Annotated in this window: 19 protein-coding genes; 11 read left to right on the top strand and 8 right to left on the bottom strand. The window is 42.1% G+C overall.

The window, feature by feature from the left end; all coding sequences use genetic code 11:
* Nucleotides 1–62: 62 nt before the first annotated feature.
* From FLL46_RS14345 to FLL46_RS14325, 5 genes are all read left to right on the top strand, one after another.
* Nucleotides 63–533 carry a DUF1249 domain-containing protein gene (locus tag FLL46_RS14345; RefSeq protein ID WP_142894529.1) on the top strand — a complete coding sequence of 157 codons (471 nt, stop codon included), beginning with the start codon at nucleotides 63–65 and terminating at the stop codon, nucleotides 531–533.
* Nucleotides 534–551: 18 nt separating this feature from the next.
* Nucleotides 552–1391 (top strand): 3',5'-cyclic-AMP phosphodiesterase, encoded by an 840-nt coding sequence (cpdA, locus tag FLL46_RS14340; RefSeq protein ID WP_142894527.1) that lies wholly within the window; start codon nucleotides 552–554, stop codon nucleotides 1389–1391.
* Nucleotides 1392–1738: 347 nt separating this feature from the next.
* Nucleotides 1739–3628, top strand: coding sequence for a DNA topoisomerase IV subunit B (parE, locus tag FLL46_RS14335; RefSeq protein ID WP_142894525.1), 1890 nt, complete (start codon nucleotides 1739–1741; stop codon nucleotides 3626–3628).
* 64 nt (nucleotides 3629–3692) lie between these two features.
* Nucleotides 3693–5936 carry a DNA topoisomerase IV subunit A gene (parC, locus tag FLL46_RS14330; RefSeq protein WP_142894523.1) on the top strand — a complete coding sequence of 748 codons (2244 nt, stop codon included), beginning with the start codon at nucleotides 3693–3695 and terminating at the stop codon, nucleotides 5934–5936.
* Between the two features lie 214 nt (nucleotides 5937–6150).
* The gene (locus FLL46_RS14325) at nucleotides 6151–7005 is read left to right on the top strand and encodes an HDOD domain-containing protein (RefSeq protein ID WP_168204165.1); all 855 of its coding nucleotides are present in this window, start codon (nucleotides 6151–6153) and stop codon (nucleotides 7003–7005) included.
* A 68-nt stretch (nucleotides 7006–7073) separates the two neighbouring features.
* Here the strand turns inward: FLL46_RS14325 and FLL46_RS14320 are convergent, their stop codons facing one another.
* The 3 genes from FLL46_RS14320 to FLL46_RS14310 form a co-directional block, all read right to left on the bottom strand.
* A complete protein-coding gene (locus FLL46_RS14320; RefSeq protein WP_142894519.1) occupies nucleotides 7074–8036 on the bottom strand; it encodes a sensor domain-containing diguanylate cyclase in 963 nt (320 codons plus the stop codon).
* A gap of 233 nt (nucleotides 8037–8269) precedes the next feature.
* Nucleotides 8270–9283 carry a response regulator gene (locus tag FLL46_RS14315; RefSeq protein ID WP_142894517.1) on the bottom strand — a complete coding sequence of 338 codons (1014 nt, stop codon included), beginning with the start codon at nucleotides 9281–9283 and terminating at the stop codon, nucleotides 8270–8272.
* 133 nt (nucleotides 9284–9416) lie between these two features.
* Entirely contained in the window at nucleotides 9417–10940 is a 1524-nt protein-coding gene (locus FLL46_RS14310; protein ID WP_142894515.1) for a hypothetical protein, read from the bottom strand.
* A 293-nt stretch (nucleotides 10941–11233) separates the two neighbouring features.
* On the opposite strand from FLL46_RS14310, the gene serB reads away from it, so the two are divergent.
* Nucleotides 11234–12169 carry a phosphoserine phosphatase SerB gene (serB, locus tag FLL46_RS14305; protein ID WP_142894513.1) on the top strand — a complete coding sequence of 312 codons (936 nt, stop codon included), beginning with the start codon at nucleotides 11234–11236 and terminating at the stop codon, nucleotides 12167–12169.
* A gap of 169 nt (nucleotides 12170–12338) precedes the next feature.
* Here the strand turns inward: serB and FLL46_RS14300 are convergent, their stop codons facing one another.
* From FLL46_RS14300 to epmB, 3 genes are all read right to left on the bottom strand, one after another.
* Nucleotides 12339–14411: an EAL domain-containing protein gene (locus FLL46_RS14300; RefSeq protein ID WP_142894511.1), complete on the bottom strand. Its 2073-nt coding sequence runs from the start codon at nucleotides 14409–14411 to the stop codon at nucleotides 12339–12341.
* A 337-nt stretch (nucleotides 14412–14748) separates the two neighbouring features.
* Nucleotides 14749–16590, bottom strand: coding sequence for a hypothetical protein (locus FLL46_RS14295; protein WP_142894509.1), 1842 nt, complete (start codon nucleotides 16588–16590; stop codon nucleotides 14749–14751).
* A 338-nt stretch (nucleotides 16591–16928) separates the two neighbouring features.
* The gene (gene epmB, locus FLL46_RS14290; RefSeq protein ID WP_142894507.1) at nucleotides 16929–17951 is read right to left on the bottom strand and encodes an EF-P beta-lysylation protein EpmB; all 1023 of its coding nucleotides are present in this window, start codon (nucleotides 17949–17951) and stop codon (nucleotides 16929–16931) included.
* 205 nt (nucleotides 17952–18156) lie between these two features.
* Between epmB and efp the strand changes: the two genes are divergently transcribed.
* Nucleotides 18157–18720 (top strand): elongation factor P, encoded by a 564-nt coding sequence (gene efp / locus FLL46_RS14285; RefSeq protein WP_142894505.1) that lies wholly within the window; start codon nucleotides 18157–18159, stop codon nucleotides 18718–18720.
* Between the two features lie 280 nt (nucleotides 18721–19000).
* The gene (gene epmA, locus FLL46_RS14280; RefSeq protein WP_246119322.1) at nucleotides 19001–19939 is read left to right on the top strand and encodes an EF-P lysine aminoacylase EpmA; all 939 of its coding nucleotides are present in this window, start codon (nucleotides 19001–19003) and stop codon (nucleotides 19937–19939) included.
* 431 nt (nucleotides 19940–20370) lie between these two features.
* Here the strand turns inward: epmA and FLL46_RS14275 are convergent, their stop codons facing one another.
* Together FLL46_RS14275 and asd are read right to left on the bottom strand one after the other, a co-directional pair.
* Nucleotides 20371–20577, bottom strand: a complete 207-nt coding sequence (locus FLL46_RS14275; protein WP_142894501.1) for a cold-shock protein — start codon at nucleotides 20575–20577, stop codon at nucleotides 20371–20373.
* Nucleotides 20578–20838: 261 nt separating this feature from the next.
* The gene (gene asd, locus FLL46_RS14270; protein WP_142894499.1) at nucleotides 20839–21702 is read right to left on the bottom strand and encodes an archaetidylserine decarboxylase; all 864 of its coding nucleotides are present in this window, start codon (nucleotides 21700–21702) and stop codon (nucleotides 20839–20841) included.
* A 171-nt stretch (nucleotides 21703–21873) separates the two neighbouring features.
* On the opposite strand from asd, the gene motA reads away from it, so the two are divergent.
* The 3 genes from motA to FLL46_RS14255 all read left to right on the top strand — a co-directional run bounded on the left by motA (nucleotide 21874) and on the right by FLL46_RS14255 (nucleotide 26370).
* Complete coding sequence (gene motA / locus FLL46_RS14265) at nucleotides 21874–22728, top strand: flagellar motor stator protein MotA (RefSeq protein WP_142894497.1); 855 nt, start codon at nucleotides 21874–21876, stop codon at nucleotides 22726–22728.
* A 129-nt stretch (nucleotides 22729–22857) separates the two neighbouring features.
* A complete protein-coding gene (motB, locus tag FLL46_RS14260) occupies nucleotides 22858–23757 on the top strand; it encodes a flagellar motor protein MotB (protein WP_142894495.1) in 900 nt (299 codons plus the stop codon).
* A gap of 21 nt (nucleotides 23758–23778) precedes the next feature.
* Complete coding sequence (locus tag FLL46_RS14255; protein ID WP_142894493.1) at nucleotides 23779–26370, top strand: bifunctional diguanylate cyclase/phosphodiesterase; 2592 nt, start codon at nucleotides 23779–23781, stop codon at nucleotides 26368–26370.
* The last annotated feature ends 3 nt before the right edge of the window (nucleotides 26371–26373 follow it).

The following is a 26373-nucleotide window of genomic DNA, read 5'->3' as shown; positions in this document are numbered from 1 at the left end:
TATTACCGAAATTTGACCAAGAATTAGACTAAAATAAGATTATTTGTTGGACCGGAAACTGAATGAATTACTCCCTGGCAGAGAAAAAGCCGAATCAAAAAGCAGCATATAAACCCGATCTCAATGAGCTTTTATCTCAATGTGAGTTAAATTATTGGCTTTTAGCGAGACTAATGCCCAATTTGGTGACACTAAACGATCAATCTGAAAAGGCTGAACTATTACAAAGTCAATGGCAGGTTGCTTCAAGTGCTGTTCAATTGAAGTTCCAAATTACCGATTTAGCAAAATATACGACGACAATGACGTTAACAATTGATTCTCCGAGGCTTAAAATTACCCGAGAAATGCAATTGATAATTCGTCTTTATCATGATGTGAAAATGATGGAAGTAATGGAGGGGAGCGGTCCTGGGGCTTTAAAAGCGGTTTACGAAAAAATTAACGGCAATACCAAGCCTGTGGACGAAAAACGCCAAATTAACCGTTTTCTGGGGGAAAGCCTGCGAGCTTGCCTGCCCGGAAACGATTAAGGGAGTTATGATCAGTTTATGAGTGTTAAAGTAGAAAAAATTCCCCACGAAATACAACCTGGCAGGTTGGATGTTGTGCGTTTGGTCCAGGTGACCGATAGCCATATTTTTGCGGATCCTGAAGGTTGTTTACTCGGTCTTAATACCAGAGATAGTTTCGAAGCTGTCTGTGAGCGAGTACAAAGAGAAGAATGGCGTCCAGATGCTTTGCTGGCCACTGGTGATTTATCCCAAGATGCTTCTCCCGAGTCATACCAATATCTGGCTGATTACTTTAAAGAAATGGGCATTCCGACTTATTGGCTTTCCGGAAATCACGATAATCCAGAAACCATGGAGCTATACCTAAGCAACAATAAGGTGTTTTCTGCCAAACAATTACTGATAGGACACTGGCAAATTATTTTGCTCGATTCGTCAGTACGCGGAAAAGTTCATGGTAACTTGGCCGTTGAACAGCTTAAGTTTCTCGAACGAGCATTAAAACGATACCCTGAAAAACATGCTCTGGTGAGCTTACACCATCAACCGCTGCCAGTCGGTAGCCAATGGCTTGATCAAATCGGCCTTAAAAACAGCGATAAATTCTGTGAAGTTTTAGAACGGTATCCACAAGTTAAAGGTGTACTTTGGGGCCACGTTCACCAAGAGTTCAACAAGCATATTAATGGTTGTCAATGGATAGCCAGTCCATCAAGTTGTGTCCAATTTAAGCCTGGCTCAAGCGATTTCTCTGCCGGCACTGAAGCGCCAGGGTACCGGTATCTTAACCTGTTTTCTGACGGTCGGATCGAATCTATCGTACACCGAATTGATAATATGGAATTTACCGTCGATTATTCCATCAAAGGTTACTAGGGTCTGTTGAACTTTCGGAGTCGATGGGTCCTGATATCCGGTATCAAATTACCATTGAGACCCGTCATCGCGACAATTTGATTATCTTTTATACAAAACTCTGAGTTCCTTCCACGAGATAAAGCATTTCTGCTTGCGTAATTCGTTATTTGACGCGATTATATGGCGTGAAAATGACAAATAGATTTGAACAACTCTCTGCATTGGTTTTTCCAGGTTCGAATGAATCATCGGGCGCTAATCGGCGGCTGGGTTGAAGTACTGCAGCCAAGTTCAAAGTCAGTCATATAAGAATTGATAATAGTCTTAACCTAGTATTTAGCTAACAACAATCACTAAGGAATTCGATGTCTAGCTCTTATAATTCCGAATCGATAGAAGTTCTCAGTGGATTAGACCCGGTAAAAAAACGTCCGGGAATGTATACCGACACGACGCGTCCAAATCATCTCGCCCAGGAAGTTATCGATAATAGTGTCGATGAGGCATTGGCCGGACACTGTAAAAACCTGACTGTAATATTGCATAAAGATGGCGCTTTAGAAGTTCAGGATGATGGTCGGGGGATGCCGGTTGATATTCATCCCGAGGAGGGCATTAGCGGGGTTGAGTTAATTTTGACCAAGCTTCACGCCGGAGGCAAATTCTCAAATAAGAATTACCAATTTTCTGGTGGTTTGCATGGTGTCGGTATTTCGGTTGTTAATGCCTTATCCAGCCGGGTAGAAGTGCATGTTAAAAGAAGCGGGAAGAAGTATGCGATCAACTTTGCCGATGGTGAAGTTTCTTCGCCGTTGAAAGAAGTTGGTGAAGTCGGCAAGCGTAATACGGGAACAACCGTCATCTTCTGGCCTGATCCCAAGTATTTTGATACCGCTAAATATTCTGTTGCGAAACTCAAACATTTATTAAGAGCTAAAGCTGTATTGTGCCCCGGACTCAATGTTGTATTGATCGACAATCATTCCGGAGAAAAGTCGGAATGGCACTATGAAGACGGACTGAAGGACTACCTTAAAATATCGGCTATCGACACAGAAACTATTCCAGACGAACCTTTTTGTGGTTCCTTTGCCGGTGATACCGAGGCGGTTGACTGGGCTTTGTTCTGGTTACCGGAAGGTGGAGAAGTTCTCAGTGAAAGTTACGTTAACTTGATCCCGACTCCCCTTGGTGGAACCCACGTTAATGGACTACGGACTGGGTTACTCGATGCAATGAAAGAGTTTTGCGAATTTCGCAATAGCCTGCCGCGCGGCGTCAAGCTGACTGCCGATGATATGTGGATTGGGCTTTCGTCAGTGTTATCAGTGAAAATGCAGGACCCACAGTTTTCCGGACAAACCAAAGAAAGGCTGTCATCACGTCAATGTGCAGCATTTGTATCAGGTGTGGTTAAAGATGCATTTTCTTTGTGGCTAAACCAAAACCCAACATACGGCGATAAACTCTCTGAATTAGCGATTTCAAACGCGCATAAGCGGATGCGATCACGCAAAAAAGTCGCTCGAAAAAAAGTGACTTCAGGGCCTGCTTTACCCGGAAAACTGGCGGACTGTGTTGGTCAGGATCCATTAGCCAGTGAATTGTTTCTGGTGGAGGGAGATTCGGCAGGTGGTTCCGCCAAGCAGGCTCGTGATAAAGAGTTTCAGGCGATTATGCCGCTACGTGGAAAAATCTTGAACACCTGGGAAGTGGATTCTGCAGAAATACTTGGTTCGCAGGAGGTGCATGATATTTCTGTTGCACTTGGCTTGGATCCTGGTTCATCGGATCTTTCTAATCTGCGTTATGGAAAGATTTGCATTTTAGCTGATGCTGACTCTGACGGCTTGCACATTGCGACTTTACTTTGTGCATTATTTGTGCGGCACTTTACCGCGCTGGTTGATGCCGGTCATGTGTACGTTGCTATGCCGCCGCTATATCGAATTGATGTTGGTAAAGATGTTTATTACGCCCTTGATGAAGATGAAAAGCAAGGGGTCATTGATCGAATAAAAGCTGAGAAAAAACGCGGAAATGTCAATGTTCAACGCTTTAAAGGACTGGGCGAGATGAATCCTAAGCAACTCCGTGAAACGACTATGGCTACTGATACCAGGCGGTTGGTGCAATTGACCATTGGTTCTGAGGAGCAGACTAACGAGATTATGGACATGTTGTTGGCGAAGAAGCGATCATCTGATCGTAAGAGTTGGTTAGAGGAAAAAGGTAACCTGGTTGATATTGATTAATGTCGACAACCTAATACCGAAGAACGCGAACGAAACCTAATTATTAAACGAAAAAAGAAAACTTATGGAATTAAATTTTGACGGTGTAGAACAGCAAACGCTTTCTGAATTTACCGAAAAAGCTTATTTAAATTACTCAATGTACGTCATCATGGATCGTGCATTGCCACACATTGGCGACGGTCTAAAACCCGTTCAACGGCGTATTGTTTACGCGATGAGTGAGCTGGGGCTTAAATCTACCGCTAAATACAAAAAGTCAGCGCGTACCGTCGGTGACGTGTTGGGTAAATTCCATCCCCATGGTGATAGTGCCTGTTATGAGGCGATGGTGCTGATGGCACAGCCTTTTTCTTATCGCTACCCATTAGTTGATGGTCAGGGAAACTGGGGCGCACCCGACGATCCCAAATCTTTTGCCGCGATGCGTTACACCGAATCTCGATTGTCCAAATATGCTGCAGTATTGTTGTCAGAACTTGGTCAGGGAACCGTTGAGTGGACGCCTAACTTTGACGGAACCCTAAAGGAACCTAAAGTTCTACCCGCGCGTTTACCCAATTTACTCCTCAATGGCACCACTGGAATTGCTGTTGGTATGGCGACTGATATTCCGCCGCATAATATTCGCGAAATTGCCGATGCATGCATTCACCTGTTGGATAATCCCAAGGCAACGCTACAGGATATTGCTGAATTTGTTCCTGGGCCTGACTTTCCTACTGCCGCTGAAATTATTACGCCGAAAGAAGATATTTTAAAAACTTATGAAACCGGTAAAGGCAGCGTGAAAATGCGTGCCGCTTATATGGTTGAGGATGGTGATATCGTTGTTCATGCACTACCACATCAGGTTTCTGGCAGCAAAGTTCTTGAACAAATAGCTGCGCAAATGCAAGCTAAAAAATTGCCGATGGTGGCTGATTTAAGAGATGAGTCAGACCATGAAAACCCAACGCGAATCGTCATAATTCCTCGTTCAAACCGAGTTGATATTGATGGATTAATGAAACACGTTTTTGCTACTACCGACCTGGAAAAAAATTATCGTATCAACATGAACGTGATTGGTATCGATGGCCGTCCCCAGGTTAAAGGGTTGGTCAGGTTTATTACCGAGTGGTTGGAGTTCAGAACGCAAACGACGCGCAGACGTTTGGAACATCGCTTACAGAAAGTGAATGACAGGCTGCATATTTTAGACGGCTTGTTGGTTGCATTTCTGAATATCGATGAAGTGATTAAAATTATCCGTGAAGAAGACAAACCAAAGCCGGTCTTGATGGAGCGCTTCGGTATTTCTGATATTCAAGCGGAAGCCATTCTTGATTTGAAACTACGTCACCTGGCTCGCCTGGAAGAAATGAAAATTAAGGGAGAGCAAGCTGAGCTGGCGAAAGAGAAGTCTTCGCTTGAGTTGATCCTGGGTTCAAAGGCACGCTTGAAAACACTCGTTAAAAAAGAGATTAAGCAAGCTGCCGAAGAATTTGGCGATGAGAGAAATTCTCCGATTGTGGTACGCGAAGAAGCCAAAGCATTGAGTGAAAGCGACTTGATGCCAAGTGAGGCTATTACTGTAGTGTTATCGCAGATGGGTTGGGTGCGTTGCGCTAAAGGCCATGATATTGATGCTGCAGGACTTAACTACAAATCTGGCGATGCGTATCTGGCCTCCTCCAAAGGAAAAAGTAACCAACAGGTTGCATTTGTCGATTCTACCGGACGAAGTTACTCGGTTCCGGCACACACGTTACCGTCGGCCAGAGGTCAGGGCGAACCATTGACGGGCCGCTTTAATCCAATTGCCGGCGCGACATTTGTTGATACCTTGATGGGAACTGACGAACAGCAATTTTTATTTTGTAGTGATGCTGGTTATGGGTTCGTCGCCAAATTTAGTGACACCATTACTCGAAATAAAAATGGTAAAGCACTACTCAGTTTACCTGCCGGTGCAAAAGTTCTTACACCATGTGCCGTTAGTGACTATACAGAACAATTGTGTGTTGCGGTTTCTAACGAGGGTCGAATGTTAGTTTTTCCAATTGCTGATTTACCGCAGTTGGCAAAGGGTAAGGGTAACAAGATTATTGGAATTCCTGCGGCCAAGCTCCAACTACGTGAAGAGTTTGTTGCTTCGGTGGCGGTTGTAAAGCCTGATCAATCTTTGTTGGTATACTCGGGCAAGCGTTATCTTCGTTTAAAACCTGCCGATCTCGAACACTATCGAGGTGAACGAGGACGTCGCGGTAATAAACTCCCCAGAGGGTTCCAGAAAGTTGATTCTTTGCAGATCGATGATGCGTAAGGTAAATAGCAGCTACCTTACGCCTATTCTGTGATTTAAGCATTTGGGCCGCTATATTCTTGCATTTACCAAAATCAGAAATTCGATTGAAAAGCATTTATTAGCTATAGTTATTGGATAGGGCAGCAATCATTATTTGAGCGAGCGATGAGCTTGTCCTGGTTGCAATGAGAGCCAAACAACTCCCCAGTAAACCTGATAGAAGGGCCAGATATTGAGTAATTCGCGCAGTCATTCGAATGAAAAAGATGTGCTTGGTGGTATTTATATACCGCCACAGCCAGGGTTAATTGATCAAATTGAAAAGTGTGGTGCTGATCTCGAAAGTATTGGTGAGGTGATTTCTGCTGATCCTGGTGTGAGCGCTGCAGTGATTAAAATCGTCAATTCTCCGGCATTTGGCCTGGCACAGAAAATAGGCTCTATCCCACAGGCTGTTGTGATGCTTGGTGTTGACAGGGTGATCAGTATTTTGAAGACGTTGCTATTGCGCAAATCCATGGCAAATATAGATTCACGAATTGATATGAATCTATTCTGGAGAAGTTCAGTATCGGTGGCCAGTGTTGCTTCAACTATTTGTCGCCAACTCAATTTATCAATGGCCGATGAAGCCTATACCCTGGGATTGTTTCATAATTGTGGAATTCCAGTGCTGGCGGCTCGCTACAGTAATTACCAGGAAGTGATGGAATTTTCCTATAGCCGAGAAGATGGTCGCATTGCCAGCGAAGAGTTTGCGAATTTTGGCGTGCATCATGCCGCCGCAGGATATCGAATTTCTCGGGTCTGGAATTTACCGAAAGTGATCGCTCTGGCGGTTAAAAATCACCACTCCACCGACCGAGTATTAGATGACCAGTCCATTGAAAATCCGACATTAAAAACGCTTCTGTGCGTTCTGAAAATGGCAGAACATATGGTGAACTTGCCAGAAAAACTGGCCCAATCTGATATCGATTTTGAGTGGCAGAAAATCGGCGCTAAAGTTTTAGAATTTGTCGGTCTTTCAGAGTATGACTATGAAGATCTTGAGGATGCCGTTCGCTACACTTTAGGAAAGTTTTAGTTTGGAATAAACGTGAATGATCGCCCTGTGTCGAACTCAAATTCTCGTCTGTTTTATTTTTTCCTGAATTATTTTGATTGATAAACACTGGTTTGGTTGCGGCCATTCTGTTTCGACTGATACAGCCCCTGGTCAGCAAGTTCCAACCACTGTTGAGCGGATTTAATTGAATCAGTTAACTCACAGACACCCAAACTGACGGTGAAATTAATTTTGTGGGTGTCGTACTCTATCGTCAGTTTTTCGATTAGTTGACGAATTCTTTCTGCAAAAATATTCGCACCTTTGCTGTCGGTGTCAGTCATAAGCACGACAAATTCTTCACCACCATATCGACCACAAATATCAATTTCTCTGGCGCAAGACAAAAGTGCGCGAGCGCACATACGTATTACTTCGTCACCAGCCTGGTGTCCATAAGTATCATTGACCTTTTTGAAGTGATCGATATCAAATATTAACAGCGAAGTTGAGTGGTGGTGTCTTTGGAATCGCGCAAATTCTTGTTCCTGACACTCCTGCCAATAGCCGCGGTTATTTAGCCCGGTAAGCCGATCGGTTCGACTGAGAAATTCTAATTGTTGATTGGCTGATTCTAACGCCTGACTACTTGTTGCAATGTCGGTTACATCGTAAACGATAATGCAAATGTTAGTGACTTCGCCTTTGCTTGACTTGAGTGGAAACACGGAGATATTTTGAAACATAAAGTCCGCAGTTCCGGTTATGGGACGGTAGTTTTTGAATTTAAAAATGTAAGGTCGCTGCTCCCAAATGCTGAATGCTCGCGTATGTAGCTGGAATACTGATTCTACTTTGTGCTGAAACCAGTCGATTGGAATTTCGGGAAATAACTCGAACAGGTTTTTGTTTTTGACATTACTCGATAACATGCCACTGTGGTTTTCCATAAAGGAATTCCACGCCTGAATTTCATTTTCCCGGTTGAGCACGATAAGACCTGCATCGATATTCTGCAGCATATCGAGCATCCAGTGAAACTCGCGTAGTTGATCGATATTGTCAGTCATTGAAATAACCTGAATTCAGGATAAAAACAGCCATCCAGAACGACCATTATCGAGTCTCTGTACGTTGAGCTTGCTACCAGTAGCTTGCTATTACTACACAAGCTTGCGTCGATAGACTCGATAATCATTGCACTGGCCAATCTTTGAGTTTTCATTTTGTCTTTAATCAATAAAATAATCTCTATAACACTTTAATCAACAAGCTTTCTGGCTTTCCTTATCCAGAATTCAGGTTAAATAATATAACTTATTCTCTGTTTAAGGGTTTCAATACAGTCTTCTGTGAACAGCAGCAGTAAATCGCAGTCTACGCCGCGGTTTTCAATGCTGTAATTAATTTCGATACTTAAGGTTTTTCGCCATTGCTTGTTTCTTTTTATCAGGTTTGGGATCATCACGTGTTGTCCTAAAACCACCGGATGCCCCTGACTTAGACTAATATCGAGCTGATCACTGATCCCCTGCAGGCAAGCACCCACCAGGATATTCGAAATATCCATCAGCAGCTCCAATTCGACATGATCATCTATTTTACCCTGGTACTTCATCAGCTCTGCGATGTTTTTGAAGCTGGAGTCGTTGAAAATAATCAAGGCTTCGCCGGACAATCCCGGACCGATAAAACCCTGGCAAACAGAAGAAACTGTGGTGTCTTGTTCGGCAAACTGCAACGCCATCACCAACTCTGAAAGCTCAATGTGGTTGACTTTAGGGACAGGTAACTCGACAAATACATCTAGAAACCGGGCTAGAGAGTCGCCTGCTCTTCCCATCGCAATATTGGCGATTTCCTGGCATGCGTCGATAAAAGTTGCCTTGTCGTTTAAATCAGTTTCCGCGGTTTCTCTTACCGCCTCAGTTTTAGTACCTGCTGCTGTCTCCGAATAAAGGCCATGACTCTCTAGTGTTGCCAGCATTTTTTCTTTACTGATCGGTTTTTTTACAAAGTCGATTGCGCCAAGGCCTACGACTCTGGCTTGCGCATCGGGCTGGATATCACCAGAAACGACAATGACATCATAACCGAGATTTTGCGCATTAAACTCTTCCAGCGTTTCGTAGCCGTCCATTTCTGGCATATTCAGGTCGAGAAAAACAAGTTTAGGTTCTACTTGGCTGGCCACTTCAAGACAGTGGCGGCCATCTTCAGCAAAATGGATGTCAACCTCCCAATCTGGGGGCAGGCAGCGAGCCAGTTGGTTGCGCGCCATTCGAGAGTCATCACATATTATTATTGAGACGGCCATTGAGTAGTGTAGTCGTTCCTATTTTCAGGGCAGGAAAAGCTCGAAAATGATGTCGTTAACGAGGCTTGTGTTTGCACATTATTTATTTTTAACCATAGCAATTTCTACAATAATTGCCAGTTAATCTAATGATTTATTTGTCTTCAGATTGGTCAGCGATAATATAACTAACTTGCCGATTTGTCTGTTGCTTGAGGCTTTCGCTCACTTCAATCAATTGAAAACAAGAAGCGTTAAGCATTGCGTCCTGTCCAACCAGTGGTTTGAATTCGCCCAGGTTTTCGAGCTCGTTATCTTCGATAAATAAACAGATGACATCGCCGAATTGTACATTGGGCGAAAGCTTGCTGATTTTATCTTGTAACCGGTTTGAGAGTGAAACGCCGGTAATCACAGCACGCTCGTTTTCAAGCACCAGAACAAGCCCGCGCCCAACGTAAGCTCGCATTGTGATGGGTAGTTCGATACTGCCGAGTAATTCACGAATAAGATGAATAAGACTAATGGCTTCAGATAATGTTTCCTCAGCATTATCGTTGTCCAGGAAGGGAATCAGGCAACCACTGAGAATATCTCCTTGAGACTGCACACCATAAGTTTGCACGGAAGCTTGTAAATACTTTTCGGCGAGTGAAAGGCACGCAGCAGTTTGTTCATTTTCTTGTTGCTCCATTGCAAATTGGCAATAACAAAAAATAGTATTGGCCGAACGGTTGCTGGAATGCCAATAATTTTCCTCTGTTGGTAGACTTTTGTGCTCTGGAAGATCCTGAATTTGAGTTTCCGAAATTTCTTTGATGCTTTCCATCCATTGCTGCGAGCTACGGGGTAATTTCGGCGCGTTGATCTGGATGAGTCGATGATTCATAGAGACAAGACTGTTAACCCGTCTTTCATATCGTAAGACAACAGTAAAAAGAGTTACCAGCAAAAATGCAGCAATAATCAGGATAATATTTTGAGATCGTTTTAATGATTCTCTGAAACTGCTTTCCAACAGCTCTCTATTAAGCGTTATTTTAAACCAGCCGGCAGTGACGCTTTGGTAACTGATTTTCTCAACAAAAGGAATATCTTTCTGGGATACCAGGTAGGCTTCGGTTTGGTTTGATAATGTAGTGCCGTCAGTTATTTCTGCTTGTTGAAAGTCGGCTTCTGTTGACGAAGGAAGTGTTTGCTCAGATTGTTTTTTTGCGTCGCTGGAATCATTTGATGTTTGAGTTTCAGAAGAATTATTTTTTGATTTATCGTCGTTTTTGGTTTTATCGGAATCATTACTTTGAGGGTTACTCATTTCACCAATAGAAACATCTGGGACCTCTGCAGCGGCTTCGGGAAATTCTGCAATAACCTGGCCGTCCTCTGCAAATATTGTTGCACTGCGAATGTAGGGATCTTTAGCAACATTTTCCACCAGCATTTTAAGCTGAAGTTTATCTTCTGATAATAGCGCTTCAGCGGAAGAATTAGCGGCAATTTGAGCGATACTATGGGCATACTCGGAGGTGCGTTTCGCCACCAGCTGCTCAACCTGATAGTTCATAATGGCCCAGGCAATTAACAGGATTGCACTGGTGATCATTAGAATGATGGAAAACAGGCCACGCAGTAACTTGGGCGGCTTACTTCCTTTTTGTTTTTGTTGGAGAGAAGTCATAGTTAGATTGTAGCAACTAAATATTGCTTCTGTAAGGTCATTCAAATGAATAAATTCTGATGTGAAATCTGTGTGACGAGATAAGGTGCTGAGTATCCTGATAAAAAATGTGAGCTAATTCGCAGTTTCTCAGATCAGCTTGCTGCAGGCCTTCTAGCCATAGGGACGAAATCGGTTGGCAATGAACATATTCCTTAATGTGATTTGGAGGGAGAGATTTTTTGTCGGTTTATCGAGTCTTCTAGGCTACAATATCAAATCTTTAGAACAGCAAGGTAAAGTTCAGAATTTCAATGAATGGTTTAGTGGACTTCAATCAGTATTACGCCTACGAGCATGGGCAATGGCAAGCAGGGCAGCAAATACCGCAAGGTGCGAATAAATTAAGTTTGTTTAATGATAAAGCGCTTGCGTCACAGATGAGTGATTTTAAGCAATTACTCGACGCTTTTCAGCAAACCTTGATTGTTTGCCTTGAGGAAACATCGAACGGCGGAACCTGGTCTATTTACGCTGAAAGCCAGGTGCTGGAGGATTTTACTGAGTTAGTGACGAAATCGGAGTTTGATTTTTTAATATGGCCTGCGCCTGAGGCGGCGGCTCCGAGATTAATCTTGTTTGATATGGACTCTACTTTTATCCAGATTGAAGTGATCGATGAGCTTGCCAGACATCATCAGGTTGGTGAGCAAGTTGCCAAGGTGACCGAGGCGGCAATGCAAGGCGAGTTAGATTTTTCTGAAAGCCTTATTTCGAGAGTTCGTTGCCTGCAAGGATTAAATGAATCTGCTATTGAGCAAATCGCCGCTCGACTACCGCTCTCTCCCGGTGTTGATAAGTTAGTTGCCAGTGCTCAAAAAAATCATTGTGAGATTGCAATTGTTTCCGGTGGCTTTATGCCTTTTGTTGAAAAGTTAAAACAGGATATGTCGCTTTATCAAGTGAAAGCCAATCAATTAGAAATTGCTGATGGTATGCTGACTGGCGCTGTCCTTGGCGATATCGTAGACGCGCAAGCTAAAGCTGATTTTTTACATCAACTTTGTGACGAACTTGCTCTTAATCCTTCTCAAGTGATGGCTGTTGGTGATGGCGCCAATGATCTACTCATGATGAAAGAGGCGGGAATGAATTTGGCCTATCGCGCCAAACCCAAAGTTGAGCAGCAAGCGAAGGGAAGAATGAACTACTCACAGTTAGACCAGTTAATTGAAGTTTTCGGTTGGTAAAAACTCAGTTACTTTTTGGCTCGTGTTAGACAATAAAAAAACCGAACTGAACAGTTCGGTTTTTTTATTTAGATAAGTTTTAAGTTTTTCGAGCCGTTTTACTTATCCCACTTTTCCCGCTTTTCTCAAACCCAGGCTACTTAAGATATTCAAAATACTGAGTCGTTGGTTAAAAACCGCTGGCTGAAAAATCATAGTCCATTTTTTCACTTGGACGTTGTAAATAATAACCTTGAATATATCTAACATTCATCGGCCATAGTGCTGCCAACATTGCGGCTTCTTCAACGCGCGGAATAATACTTTGTTTGTCGCGGTTGTGAATTTCATCTAGTAAGTTCTGAACTTCTTCGGTAATTTCTGGATCTTGATGAATGTTCTGAGATTTGTCATCAGCAATTCTAACGAAGTCAGCGTCTAATTGATCGACCAGAACTTTCTGTTCTGGATCTGCGCCAAAGTTAGCGAGACAAATGGAATAGCCTTTTTGTTTTAACTCGGCACAAAGCGCAATAACTCTTTTTAAATGGTTGGTCGCGTCACTTTCTTCTATCTGGAATACAATGCTGCTCTTGGGAATGGCTGCGGCTTTAAAAGTTTTCTCGATAAAACCCACCAAATTTAAATCGATCAAAGAGGAACCGCTTAAACTCACAAATAGTTGAGTATCTTTAGCCGCTTTCTGGACCTTTAGCGATTTAATTGCCTGCTTAATTATCCAGCGGTCTAACTTTTCGCCCAATCCTGCAGCTTTTGCGACAGGAAACACTTTGCCTGAGTCCAGCATATTTCCATCTTCGTCGCTCAGTCGAAGTAGTACCTGGTATAAGCTTCTTTCTTCGCCATGGAGTTTTACAATCGGCTGATACATCAATTGGATTCGGCCAGACTCAATCGCATCTTGAACTTTGTCTAGCATCTTAGCGTCAGACTCACTACCGGCAGTGTGAATCGCTTTATTGAACACCTTAAAGCCATTTCCATCTTCGACACGATTAGAAGCACTGTGAGCATCTGAAACGACTTGAGCGGCGTCTTCGCTACCGTCACCCACAGGACAAATTCCAATGCTAAATGTGAGCTTGAGGGTGTGCCCTTCGACATCAAATAGATGTGAGCGTATTTTCTCGCAAAGTTCTTTGGCGATGTCTCGCGCTTTTTTAGCGGAGTTATCTGGAATGAGTAGACCGAAACAGTCGTCTCCTAACCTGGCTAGTTGGTATTCTTCGTCTAGATTTTCGGTCAGCCATTTGGAACATTCCTGAGTGATCTGATCAACCCCGGCAATGCCGTATTCACTCTGGATTTTTGCGTGTTGATCGTATTTCAGGTAAATGATGTTAAAAGTATTGCCTTTATCATTGGCTTGAACGATGGCTTGTTGTACCTGTTCAATGAAATAGGTTTTGTTATAAAGATCGGTCAGCGTATCCTGGGCGCTCAGTTCTTTAAGTTTCTCTTCCAGCTCTGCGTTATCCGCCGCGGGTCGAATTAATAACTGACTACAAACTTCATCATCGTAGTTAGCCGAAGAAAGTGTCATGATTGCGTCAAATTGGGTCATATCAGATTTTATTCCGCCAAAGCTAAAACTTTGTTGGTCACTGGTAACAGCCATTTCCTTAAGATACTGACGGAATTCATCCTGACTTTCCTTGGCAATCATATCAAGCGCAGGCACACAAAGTAGTTCATCGTGATCGGAATAGCCGAATAATTCCATATAAGCATTATTGGCATAAACATGCATTCCATCGTGAACGTAGGCGATGGCGTCCTGAGAATTATCGAGCAGTAAAGTACAGCGTTTTTCTGCAGCTTTTAAAGCGAGTTCCGCCTGGGTTTTTTTACGACGAGATTCAAGGCTCGCGAGTTCGCGTTCAACTTTCAAGCAAGTCAAAGGTAAGTTATCTTTAGTGACACCGTCTTTGGCGCCATAGTTCATAGCTTGTGTAAGTGCTTCGTCATCATGTTCTTTCATCAGCACAATGCAGGGAATATCGCGGCCGAAAGTTGAAATTTGTTCAATGGCCTGTTTGGCGGAAAGATCCGGGTGATCGGTGTTCGCCAATAATAGATCGGAAACACCTCTTTCGAGCGCCTGAGCAAGTTCTTCGGTAGTTAAAACCTGGGTCGCCCGTACAGCGAAGCCGCGATTTCGAAGCGAATTGATAATGACTTCCGCTTGATTAGAGGACGGCTCGAGCAAAAGTAAATGTATCGTCTTTATTTTTGCTGTCATTCTGTTTGTTGTCTCTATAAGGTTGTTTTAAGTTAAATTGTAGCTGAGATTCGCGCTGCACAAAAGAGAAGCTAGTCAAATATTTAGTGACTAACGGTACAATTATCTGATTAATTGGTCGTTAGAGTTTCGACTCGCCAGTTGTATTGTCTCAAGCGTATAGGAACTGCCAGGCATTTTTAGACTTTAAAACTGGTTTCTTAAGTTGACTCACTATGCCTCGTTCCCTGTGCTATTTGTTCAACCACACAACTCAACCTGACCGTTAAACCAGGCTGCCTGTAACTAACCTCAGCTAACTAGACGACATTCGTCCAGATTTGTTGCATATCAGGGCTTAAATTAAATCCCAAACACCATCGAGATCTTGCGCATCATACGACGGATCTTGTGGCGGCTTTTCTGGAGAGTCTGAATTTTTATCGCCGCCGAGTTTTTCAAACTGGAATTGACGAAAGCTACTGGATGATGCAACTTCTTTGGATAGTCTGGCATCATATTCCTGACCGTGATCGAGAATTCTTACTTTGCTATTAGTTGTGAATGATAATGGATTTGTGATTAAAGTGGCCGGTTGACCAGTGCCTGTGAGTGCAGGGAGAATTAATGCCCTTTGATATTCGTTAGTTTCACTTTTACTGTTTCGCAGTTGGACATTGATTGGTAATGCCCCAGGCGCCAACAATTGAACACCCATCTGAACGATACTGCCTTTGGCTTGACGTCGAACCCAACGGACGACGCCGATGCTCCAATGTTCACGTTCTTGTACGTCTTTTTCCAGAAAACCGAGTATTTCCCCGGTTTGCGCATGTTTTGGTAATTTCTCTGATGTTATCTGAATGCAATAGCCACCCGGACTCATATTTAACAGACTGACTTGTTGTAGCTTATAACTATCTCGAACAATCGAGTCACGACTGCGGTTTTTGGCCTCTAGTTCGTCAACCTTCTGTTTGGCAACTTGGTCCGGTCGATAAAGTTTCGCCCACACATCATCACTCGGGGGCCCTGACGAACTTAAATAGTCATAATCCTGCTTTAAAATTTCATTACGCCGTTTAGCAACATCTAACAATGTTGCGTTTTTTAAACTTCCTTCCATTGCTTCCAGGGTATCACTCGAACCACTGACATCTTCTCCCTGTTCACCGGGAGTCTGCATTAACAAATAGTGGGTTGCGCCCAGCCCGATACTAATATCTAAAGATTCGGTACAGGATGTGCGGGCAAAAGAGCGATGAGTTCCATGGCTCCATGTTTGAATGAGGTGCCTGAGCAGCATGGTTTTCCTGACGCTGTTTTGATCGGAGCGCTTAATCGACGAAAGCATTTGTTTTAGATGCTCTACCGCGGGAAAAATCGTCAATTTCAAATTTTTGTCGTTATCTTTCTGATACAGAGATTTATGAATCGGCGGCGAAGCTGAGTTAAGCGAAATAATATAATGCTGCTTGTTATACGCGTGAGACATCAACGTAATATGTGAACTTAACTCGGGGAGTATGTCCCACAACATTTGAATTTCTCGCTGACGCAGTTGGTAAGGATTGGCTGCGCTCAGGAGTAAAATGCGCGAAAAATAATTGTGCGCAGAAAATCGCTCTTTTGTGTGGTCTACGCTAATTTCATTGTTTTCAACTTCAAACTGCTTCGCAATTTGATACAGACAATAGAGTTCTCGCCAAATTCGACTGGGTACCGAAGCATAAAGCTGGTAACAGCGCAGAATAACAAGGCCGTGATATTTAATGGCTAGCGCAATTGCGGAAACCAGAATCTTTTTGTTGGTCCATTTCACTTCACTGGAAATAATTGATTCGATGACGCTGTGATATCCGATGGAGAGTTCGGTTTGAATGGCTTGTACTAATGCGGCAATTTTCTTTTGCTTTTCAGATAATGCGATTCGGCTATTTAAAAATTGTTTTTCCAGCGCAATGGTCAATTCATGGGCCGCCGGTTCAATTGAATTTAAGATAGAAAGTCTTTTGTCTGGGTCAATCAGGCTTTGATTGGCATCAATAAGAAGTCGATAGATGCTTTTTGAGCTGTCACCAAGGTTGGCAATTGGTAAATTTTTAACCCACTGAGTGACTTTTCTTGGTGTTAATTCAATCGCAGGTTTGTGATAAACCTGGTATTCCCGCAGGGTCAAGCCTGAACTTCCTTGCTTCATTATAAAGTCCCTAACAACTTGAATTTTATGGCTAAATATTGTGTAACTTGCATAATAACAACTGGAATTTACATGATTTATGTTTGAAAAGCATCCCAAATGACAAACTTATTCAATTTATTGTTGAAAAGTGTGAGTGGAATACGCTAATTCGCCAAAAAGCTAAAACTGTCAATTCAGGTTTGTGTTCGATAATCTCGCAGTTTGCCTACAACAATTTTCGCCTGGAGCTTATACAATAGTTTAGTACACAAGAACTATTTTCGCTTTAAAGTCACCGACTTAGCGTATAAAAGTAAAGCGTTTTGAGATAAATGGTGGCAAATCGCGGTTAATTCTTAGGTAATGACCGTTTTTGACCCTTTTCCTGGTTCTTCAACTGCCAGACGAGGAACCAGATATCCGGGAAGTTGCTCGCGAATTTGGTTCATCAAAGCGACCGCTTTTGCCTGAGAAATATCAAAATGTGCTGCGCCGTCAACTTTATCCAACATATGGACGTAATAGGGCAGAATTCCGGCTTCAAATAGTCGCTCTGAGAGTTGTACCAGTGCTTGTACAGAATCGTTAACTCCCTTTAAAAGAACGCTCTGATTTAATAGCTGGACACCCACTTCAGTCAATTTATTCAAGCTTTTGATTAAAGCAGAATCAATTTCGTTTCCATGATTGATATGTAAAACCAGACTGGATTTCAACCGTGTTTTATTGAATATGTTGCATAACTCCCGGCTAATCCTTTGCGGAATGACGATCGGTAAACGACTATGAATTCGGAGTCTCTTTAAATGTTTTATCGTATCTAGTTCGTCAACAAGACTTTGCAGAAACCCGTCACTAACAATCAGAGGATCTCCGCCGCTAAGAATGACTTCCTTAATTGTGGGGTTATTCTTGATGTAGGCGAGGGACTCTTTTAGAGAGTCACCATTGGCGACTTTGTCCTGGTAAGGAAAGTGGCGCCTGAAGCAGTAACGGCAATTAACAGCACAAGCTGAGGCGAGGATCAATAAAACCCTGCCCTCGTATTTATGCAGTAAACCAGGCGTATCGCTATTAGTTTCTTTGAGCGGATCGCTGCTATAGCCTTCGAAGTCCGCATTTTCGATATCTAACGATAAAACCTGGCGCAATAAAGGATCATCTGGGTCGCCAATGCGCATTTTTTCGATAAATGGCCTGGGAACTCTAACTTTGAAAGGATTTGACGGATCAATCGCATATTCAATATCTTCAGGCTTTAAGTTGAGATCCTGTAATAGCTCTAAGGGATCAGAAACGGCTTCTTTTAAGAAGTTTTTCCAAGATTTAACCTGACAATCAGGCTCAGAAACAGGTATTATTGGCGTCACATTTTTCATTGCGGTATTTTATCCCATTTTCGCTAAAAGCAAAGGTAACTGTTTAGCTCATATCTAATTTTCACGATTGCTATGTTAAAAATGCGTTTTTATCCTCATAAATTTCGGACTTTCCCGACTATCACGAAAATTATTGGTGTATTATTTTTTGCACCGGACCGTTATCAGCTTATGTTTAAGTAGCTCACAATAAAGAGAGAGATTCATGGCAACCTACACGACTAACGACTTCAGACCCGGTATGAAATTTATGCTTGATGGAGAGCCTGTCGCAATTATCGAGAATAATTTTGTGCGCCCGGGGAAAGGCCAGGCTTTTGCAAAAACTAAGGTTCATTATCTGCTTTCCGGAAGAATTGTGGAGAAAACTTTTAAGTCGGGCGATAACTTCGAAGTTGCTGACGTGATGGAAACTGATATGGAATATTTATACACCGATGGAGAGTACTGGCATTTTATGGATCCCAACTCATTTGAACAGGTTGCTGCTGATGAGAAAGCTGTTGGTGAAAATGTTAAATGGTTAAAAGAGCAAGACTCTTGTATGGTGACCTTATTTAATGGAACGCCAATATCAATTACCCCGCCAAATTTTGTTGTGCAAGAAGTCGTTGAGACAGATCCAGGGCTAAAGGGCGATACCTCTGGCAGTGGTGGCAAACCTGCGACGCTTGAATCTGGCGCTGTAGTTCGAGTTCCTTTGTTTGTACAGATTGGTGAGAAAATAAAAGTAGACACTAGAAATGGTGAATATGTTTCCAGGGCGTGATTAGATTGGAGGTAGTAACGCTGGACGTATTCGAAGCTCAATACCTCCAAGAAGTTGTCGCATTAACATCATATCGTTTGAACGCTGTGGTGTAAGCAGTATTTAAATAAGACAACAGTTGATTTCGATACAATAATAAATTTGCCGCTAACTTAGCGGCTTTTTAATTTCTTTAGTGTAATAAAGTATTAGACTTCAGCTAGAGTCTGGTAAACCAAAATCGGAAAATTATTGTAGTTGTTTACTCTGTCCGTTTTGTATTAGAGATAAGTCAATGCCAATGAACTTGCCAAAAGTTTTGCAAATTCGTGCCCAGGTTTTTCGAAGCATTCGCGAATACTTTCATGACACCAACGCACTTGAAGTTGATACTTCTCTTTTACGAGAATTTTCAGTGACCGACCCCTATATGTCCGCGATGGTTGCGTTGAGCCCTGCCGGAAAAAAACTGGGTTACCTACAGACTTCGCCAGAATACGCAATGAAGAAACTGTTATGCCATGGTAGCGGAGATATCTATCAGCTAGGTAAAGTATTTCGTTCCGAAGAAGAGGGGCTCCATCACAGTAGTGAGTTCACGATGCTTGAGTGGTATAGAGTCGGTTTTAATCACCGCCAATTAATGGATGAAGTCTTCCAAATTATTCAATTAATTTGTGGAGACCTACCCCGTCAAGATATGAGTTATCGTGACGCTTTTTTAAAGTACGCCGACATAGATCCATTTGATATGACAGTAGAAGAGTTGTCACTTTTTGCTGAATCTAAGCTAGGAAAATTGCCTGATAATATGCTTTATGACAATTATCTTACACTGTTGTTTTCGCAGCTTGTTGAAAGTCAATTTACTTCTAATGAAGTGACTTTTATCTATGATTTTCCCGCTTCGCAAGCGTCACTTGCGCGAACTGCTGAAAGAGATTATGGAACTATTGGTTGTCGCTTTGAAGCTTACCTAGGGGGACTGGAGCTTGCCAATGGTTTTTGGGAGTTGATTGAGCCAATAGAGCAGTTAGCACGATTTCATAATGATAATTCGATTAGAAATCAACTTGGCTATCCGAAAATAGAGATAGATGACACTTTCATCAGCGCGTTACAAAAAGGACTACCAGACTGCGCCGGTGTCGCGCTTGGCATCGATCGACTAATCATGGCTAAGCTCGGTGAAAATAACATTCGTCGTGTTTTACCTAAGATATTTTCTGTAAATCAGTGAACATTGATTAATTCAATAATTTTATCTCGCGAAAAGTTTGAAGCTGAATTTAACCTGAGATTCGGATAAGGAAATTCCCCAGCGCCCCTATTTTTGCGGCTCTCTACGTTAAGTCCGTTTTCAATAGCTTGCTATTGCTTCACAGCCTTGCCTTGATAGCCACAAAAATAGTGACACTGGCCAATATTGAGTTAATCAATTCATCAAAAATTATTTTAAATGATTGAAATAATTGTCTATTGGGAAGTCTGCTGAATTCCCTTATCCAAACCTCAGGTTAGTTAGTTGTTTAATGCTTGGTTCAGTGCATTAGCTACAAGAGTATATTGTGCTAATTGACTTTTGAGTTAGTTGATAGGTATTGCAATAGAGAAGTAAAAAAGAGGGGGAGGGACGGTAGCGCGTACGAGGTACGCGCCATTACTCAAAACTTAAATGGCAACTACGTTTTCTGCCTGAGGACCTTTTTGGCCTTGAGTAATTGTAAATTGTACTTGCTGGCCTTCCGCGAGAGTTTTGAAACCCTCTGACTGAATTGCACTAAAGTGTACAAATACGTCTGGACCAGACTCTTGCTCAATAAAACCGAAACCTTTTGAATCATTAAAAAACTTAACTTTACCAGTAACTGTTGACATATGCCTTTCCTGTAAACAAATATAAAAACAAATCGCTTCAAAATCTGGAAATAACTTATGAAGAGCAAGACGATCAACAATAACGGGTAGTTAATATTTGAACTTCGATGCGACTAAACATAAATACGCCTGATTTCCTAGCTAGAATGATTATATATCAAGACCCATGGGTGTCAACGTGAAAAGCCGTTAAGTTATAAAAGTGTCGTGCTTTTTTTATTCCAATATTTAAAAACTGGGATAAATTAAATAAAATCCAGATTAATTATCCAGTTTTGTGACAAGTTTTTCGCCCAGTAAAACATCTGAGCCTGTATTAATAGGGTTATTCCATTGCCAATTCGCCTTTTCCATTAACAAGATAACTGTAGAACCAAGTTTAAATCGTCCCATCTCTTCGCCTTTTTTCAGCGTTATACTTTTATCGAGATATTTCCAGTTGCGAATTTCTTTTCGTGTTGGTGGTGTGATGGTTCCATCCCAAACTGTTTCAATGCTACCAACAATGGTTGCGCCAACAGCGACTAAAGCGAGCTGACCAAACTCGGTGTCGAAATAACTAATCACTCTTTCATTTCGAGCAAATAAATTCGGAACATTGTTGGCAGTTAATGGATTGACCGAAAATAATTTACCGGGCACATGACTCATCGCTGTCAGTTTGCCGTCGCAGGGCATATGGATTCGATGGTAGTCTTTTGGCGCCAGGTAGATGGTGCAAAACTCGCCGTTGGTAAAATGCTTAGCGCGTTGCTCGTCACCACCTAATAATTCTAACGCCGTGTAGTGATGATTTTTCGCTTGAATAATTCGACCTTCTTCGATTTTTCCAAACTGACTCATTGCGCCGTCGACCGGTGAGCAAAAGCTTTTCTCGTCTGTGTCAATTGGTCGACTATCAAGTTTGATCGCTCGGGTAAAAAAATCATTAAAGCAAGCGTAGTTGGTTAATTCAGGCTCTTCTGCGATAGACATGTCAATATTGTACGCTGCAGCAAATTTTTTAATGAACAGATTTTTAAACCATTCTGTTTTTACTTCCGCCAGTTTTCCGGCTGCGATTGATATTCCATGTTGTGGTATCAGGTATTGAGATATTATCTTTAATTGTTCGGTAAACGACATATTTATTGAAGGTAGTATTAAAATTTGACGGCATTTTACCGATATTTACTGGAAATGTCAGGTTTTAGGCGTGGCTGACGATCTTTAACTATATTTATTATTATCTTATTAACGAATATCGATAGGCAATGGATGGCCAAATATTAACTTTTTGTACTGAGTAAAAATTAAATGACAGTTTTAATTGGTGGGATTGTTGTTCTAGCTGCCGTTTTGGGCGGTTATGTATTATCACACGGGGAAATTGCGGCGTTATGGCAGCCCTTTGAATTGTTGATCATTGGTGGGGCGGCTTTAGGCGCATTTATTACTGCTAATCCTACCAAGGTCACTATTGCGACATTTAAGCAGTTACCTGGCTTATTGTTCGGCAAAAAGTATACAAAGAGTTTTTACCTGGAGCTTCTGTCACTTCTATACCAAGTCTTTAATGTCATTCGCAGAGAAGGTTTAATTGCTATTGAACGACATATTGAAGACCCCGATGAAAGCGAACTTTTTAGCCGCTTTCCGATGATTACCAACAATAAACCAGCACTTAATTTTATGTGTGACTATCTTCGTCTGATGGTTATTGGCGACATGACTTCATATGAACTAGAAAACTTAATGGATGTAGAGCTCGAAACTCGAGAGCACGAAATTCTCGCGCCTTCTCATGCGGTTGCTAAAGTCGCAGATGCATTACCAGGTTTCGGTATCGTTGCAGCGGTACTCGGTATTGTCATCACTATGCAGTCGCTCGGCGGCCCACCAGAGGTTATCGGTATTCATGTTGCGGCTGCGCTAGTGGGAACTTTTTTAGGTATTTTGCTGGCTTATGGATTTGTTGCGCCTTTATCAAATGTTATGGAGCACATCGCCGTTGAAGAAAGTAAGTTTTTTGAATGCATGAAAGTTTGTATTTTGGCAACAGTGAATGGAATGCCCCCCCAGGTTGCTGTTGAGTTTGGTCGTAAAACTTTGTATAGCGATGTGAGGCCAGATTTTTACGAGTTAGAGGAATGCGTTAAAGGGTTACGCTAGTTTTCTACCATCAACAGTAAAGTAATTGGTTTTCGGTGCTAACGATTATTCCGAGCTAGCTGGTTTTTGAGGTGTATCTAAGATGAAAGTTTCTGGTGAGAAAGATTCAGGAAAGAGAGTTAACAATTAATGGTTGATGAGTTAGAGAAAGCCAAACCCATTATCATCAAGCGTGTCAAACGTAAGGGGCACGATTTTCATGGCGGAAGCTGGAAAGTTGCATTTGCTGATTTCGCTACTGCGATGATGGCTTTTTTTCTGTTGTTGTGGCTTATGGGTAATACTTCGGAAGATGAGAAACAGGCTATTTCCGGTTACTTTCATGACCCATCGGGGTTTCAAGAGAAAGCTGGATCCAGTCCGGCTGTAATTGGTGAAGGTGGTGCTAATGTTGCTGTTATTGAAATTGAAACAATTCAACCAGAAACCGATGACATTGAATCTGAGATATCCAAAAACGAAGCATCTAATAAGCCGCTCTCTGAAGAAGAACTGGCTAAGTTGGCAGAACAAAAAGAAATTGAAAAGCTAAAACAACTCAAAAAAGAGCTGGAATTTCTGGTTGAAAATAGTATCGATTTTAGCCAGTTTAGAGAACAAGTTATGATAGATATTACACCGTCCGGGTTACGGATCCAGATAGTTGATAAAGACAAGCGGCCAATGTTTGATAGCGGTAGTGCAGAACCAAAGTATTACTCTAAAACTATCCTGAGAGGTTTGGCAAATGTGCTAAAACAAGTGCCTAACAAACTCAGTGTTACCGGCCATACGGACGCAACGCCATACGTAGAAAGAGAAAATTACGGTAACTGGGAGCTTTCGGCTGATCGCGCAAATGCGGCTCGCAGAGAGTTACTTTTTGGCGGAATTAAAGAAAAGAAAATTGCACGTGTCGAAGGATTTTCTTCCTCAATTTTGTTTGATCAGCAAAATCCACACAATCCTGTGAATAGAAGAATTGCGATTATTGTCTTAAAGCGCAGTGTTGCAGAAAATATTGAGAAACAAGTTCTCGGTGTAGAGTGAGGCTGGCAGGCAGAAAATACGATGGAGAAAAATAATAATCAAACTGAAAATGATAACTCGGCTGGTAAGCCTAAACAGTTAGCTTCAAATAACTCGATTGGCTCCGAACGAACCTTGTTAGAGTCTGCACTGATTCAAATTTCTGAGTGTGCGGTAACGACCTATACACTTGAAGATTATTGCAAAGAGTTGCACGGCATTATCAAGCAGCTAACTTACGCTGAAAACTTTTTTGTCGCGCTGTATGAACAAGGTAAAAGCCTGATTAATTTTGTTTATGTGGTCGATGAGTACGATCAGGATGTTGGCACGTTAAATAAACTTTCGTCTGAAAAGCTTCGCCGCACTATCACGGGTTATATGCTGAGAACTGGCAGCATGCAGCATTTAACAGCGCAAGAAATCGATTTCTTACAGAAGAAAAATGTCATCGATGCAGTTGGTGCCGATTGTGTCGAGTGGCTGGGAATTCCGCTTAAGTATAATGATGAGGTTCTCGGTGGGCTTGTTATTCAAAGTTATCGCGATGATATTAGCTATGGCCCTCAAGAAGAAGATGTCATGCAATTTGTTGCCCGTCATATTGCGCTGGTTTTCAAAAGTAAGCAATCAGAACTATCACTAAAAGATGCGAATGCAGTTTTAGAAAAGCGGGTTGAAGAAAGAACCCGAGATCTGAATAAAATGAATACTGTGTTGGCGGCAGAAGTACAGGAGCGAAAAAAAAGCCAGCAAATTCAGGCCGCTTTATATCAGATCACAGAGCTGGTTAGCACTTCAGGTAGCCTCAAGGATTTGTTTCAAAGCGTTCATAAAATTATCGAGCGACTGATGTATGCGCGTAACGAATATATCGCTCTGCTAACCGATGATAATGCGTTTATTGAATTTCCTTATTTTGTCGATGAATTTGACGCGAGTCCACCCAGTAGACGTTTTGATAAAAAACTTGGCGATACTGGATTTACCGAAAAAATTCTTACCACCGGAGAGTCTTTTTTATTTCATCACGATCAAGACGAGAAAGGATTTTACGGTAGTAAGCGATGTGTTAGTTGGTTAGGCGTGCCGCTTAAAGATAAACAACATATTTTTGGCGTATTGGCTATTCAAAGTTATCAAGAGGACATTGTTTATAGTAGTGAGCACCAGATGATATTGTTGACTATTGGGCAACAGGTGGCAACAGCAATATTGCGCAAAAAAGATGCTGACTCACTTCGTCAAGCACATGAAAATCTGGAGCGAAGAGTTAAAGAAAGAACATTTGAACTTGAGGAAACGATTGAAAAAAGAAAGCTGGTGGAAAAACGACTGGCGCATGAGAGTTTACATGATAGTTTGACCGGGCTTCCTAACCGACTTCAATTATCCAATGTTCTTAATGATTTATTAGATAGCAAGCAGGATAAAAAAGAAATTAAACTAGCTTTGCTATTTCTTGACCTGGACCGTTTCAAAATCATCAATGACAGTCTGGGGCACCACGTGGGAGATTTATTTTTAATCGAGGTAGCCAAGCAGCTTAAACAATGTATACGCTCAGATGATTTAGTGGCGCGTCTAGGCGGAGACGAGTTTTGTATTTTAATGCCGGATATTCCCGATGATGCCGTCGCTTTACGTTTTTGTGCTCGAATATTGAATAAGCTGAGAAAACCAGTTGAAGTTGCTGGACACTCGTTGATCACTAGCGCGAGTGTCGGTGTTCGCCTGGCTAATTCTTTTGAAACATCTGCAGAAGTTATTATGAGTGACGCTGATGCTGCAATGTACCAGGCGAAACACCAAGGCAAAAACCGTTACTGCTTTTTCGATTCGAATATTAAAAAAATTGTCACAAATCGAATGAAAATGGAACGGGATTTGAGAGACGCTGTTTCGGGTGGGCAATTATTTCTTGAGTATCAGCCCTTAGTAGAGCTTCAAGGCAATCGACCGGTTGGCTTCGAAGCATTGGTTCGCTGGCGACATCCTGAAAGTGGCCTGATTAATCCAGGTGAATTCATTCCAGTTGCGGAAGAAACGGGTTTGATTGTAGAAATTGGCGAAGCGGTTATCGAAATGGCTTGTCGAACGTTAGCCAGGTTTAAAGCGACCCCTCATCTCGCAGACCTGTATCTCAACGTCAATGTTTCATCAATTCAAATTCTTTCCAGGACACTTGATGATTTCATTCGCCACAAGTTGGATGAGTTTAAAATTACACCAGATAAACTGAATGTCGAAATTACCGAAAGTATCTTAATTGAAGATTACAAGGCAGCATTAAGTTTTGTCAGAGAACTTAAATCGATGGGGATCAAGGTGTACCTGGATGATTTTGGCACCGGGTATTCTTCATTGAGTTACCTACACAAGTTTCCATTTGATGCCATTAAGCTGGACCGCTCCTTTATCATTGCGCTGGAAGGTCCGCTCAGTAACCAGGCTATTGTGGAATCAATCGCTTTGCTGGCCAACAATCTCGGCATCCACATCGTTGCCGAAGGAATTGAGACCAAAGAACAGTTAGAACTCATAAAAAAGATGGATTATTCCGTTGCGCAAGGGTTTTACTTTTCTAAGCCGATAACAGATGGCAATTTGCTTGATTTTGTCCAAAAAACTTAGGTT

It is taken from the genome of Aliikangiella coralliicola (assembly GCF_007004725.1).
In the GTDB taxonomy this organism is placed as follows: Bacteria; Pseudomonadota; Gammaproteobacteria; order Enterobacterales; family Kangiellaceae; genus Aliikangiella; species Aliikangiella coralliicola.
The sequence above is the reverse complement of the archived record's forward strand: the minus strand, read 5'-3'. Positions and strand labels throughout refer to the sequence as shown.

What these genes read in the sequence shown, in the direction of transcription:
- FLL46_RS14345 (WP_142894529.1), top strand. Translation starts at nt 63, where the DNA reads ATGAATTACTCCCTGGCAGAGAAAAAGCCGAATCAAAAAGCAGCATAT.
- cpdA (WP_142894527.1), top strand. Translation starts at nt 552, where the DNA reads ATGAGTGTTAAAGTAGAAAAAATTCCCCACGAAATACAACCTGGCAGG.
- parE (WP_142894525.1), top strand. Translation starts at nt 1,739, where the DNA reads ATGTCTAGCTCTTATAATTCCGAATCGATAGAAGTTCTCAGTGGATTA.
- parC (WP_142894523.1), top strand. Translation starts at nt 3,693, where the DNA reads ATGGAATTAAATTTTGACGGTGTAGAACAGCAAACGCTTTCTGAATTT.
- FLL46_RS14320 (WP_142894519.1), bottom strand. Translation starts at nt 8,036, where the DNA reads ATGACTGACAATATCGATCAACTACGCGAGTTTCACTGGATGCTCGAT.
- FLL46_RS14315 (WP_142894517.1), bottom strand. Translation starts at nt 9,283, where the DNA reads ATGGCCGTCTCAATAATAATATGTGATGACTCTCGAATGGCGCGCAAC.
- FLL46_RS14310 (WP_142894515.1), bottom strand. Translation starts at nt 10,940, where the DNA reads ATGACTTCTCTCCAACAAAAACAAAAAGGAAGTAAGCCGCCCAAGTTA.
- serB (WP_142894513.1), top strand. Translation starts at nt 11,234, where the DNA reads ATGAATGGTTTAGTGGACTTCAATCAGTATTACGCCTACGAGCATGGG.
- FLL46_RS14300 (WP_142894511.1), bottom strand. Translation starts at nt 14,411, where the DNA reads ATGACAGCAAAAATAAAGACGATACATTTACTTTTGCTCGAGCCGTCC.
- FLL46_RS14295 (WP_142894509.1), bottom strand. Translation starts at nt 16,590, where the DNA reads ATGAAGCAAGGAAGTTCAGGCTTGACCCTGCGGGAATACCAGGTTTAT.
- epmB (WP_142894507.1), bottom strand. Translation starts at nt 17,951, where the DNA reads ATGAAAAATGTGACGCCAATAATACCTGTTTCTGAGCCTGATTGTCAG.
- efp (WP_142894505.1), top strand. Translation starts at nt 18,157, where the DNA reads ATGGCAACCTACACGACTAACGACTTCAGACCCGGTATGAAATTTATG.
- epmA (WP_246119322.1), top strand. Translation starts at nt 19,001, where the DNA reads ATGAACTTGCCAAAAGTTTTGCAAATTCGTGCCCAGGTTTTTCGAAGC.
- FLL46_RS14275 (WP_142894501.1), bottom strand. Translation starts at nt 20,577, where the DNA reads ATGTCAACAGTTACTGGTAAAGTTAAGTTTTTTAATGATTCAAAAGGT.
- asd (WP_142894499.1), bottom strand. Translation starts at nt 21,702, where the DNA reads ATGTCGTTTACCGAACAATTAAAGATAATATCTCAATACCTGATACCA.
- motA (WP_142894497.1), top strand. Translation starts at nt 21,874, where the DNA reads ATGACAGTTTTAATTGGTGGGATTGTTGTTCTAGCTGCCGTTTTGGGC.
- motB (WP_142894495.1), top strand. Translation starts at nt 22,858, where the DNA reads ATGGTTGATGAGTTAGAGAAAGCCAAACCCATTATCATCAAGCGTGTC.
- FLL46_RS14255 (WP_142894493.1), top strand. Translation starts at nt 23,779, where the DNA reads ATGGAGAAAAATAATAATCAAACTGAAAATGATAACTCGGCTGGTAAG.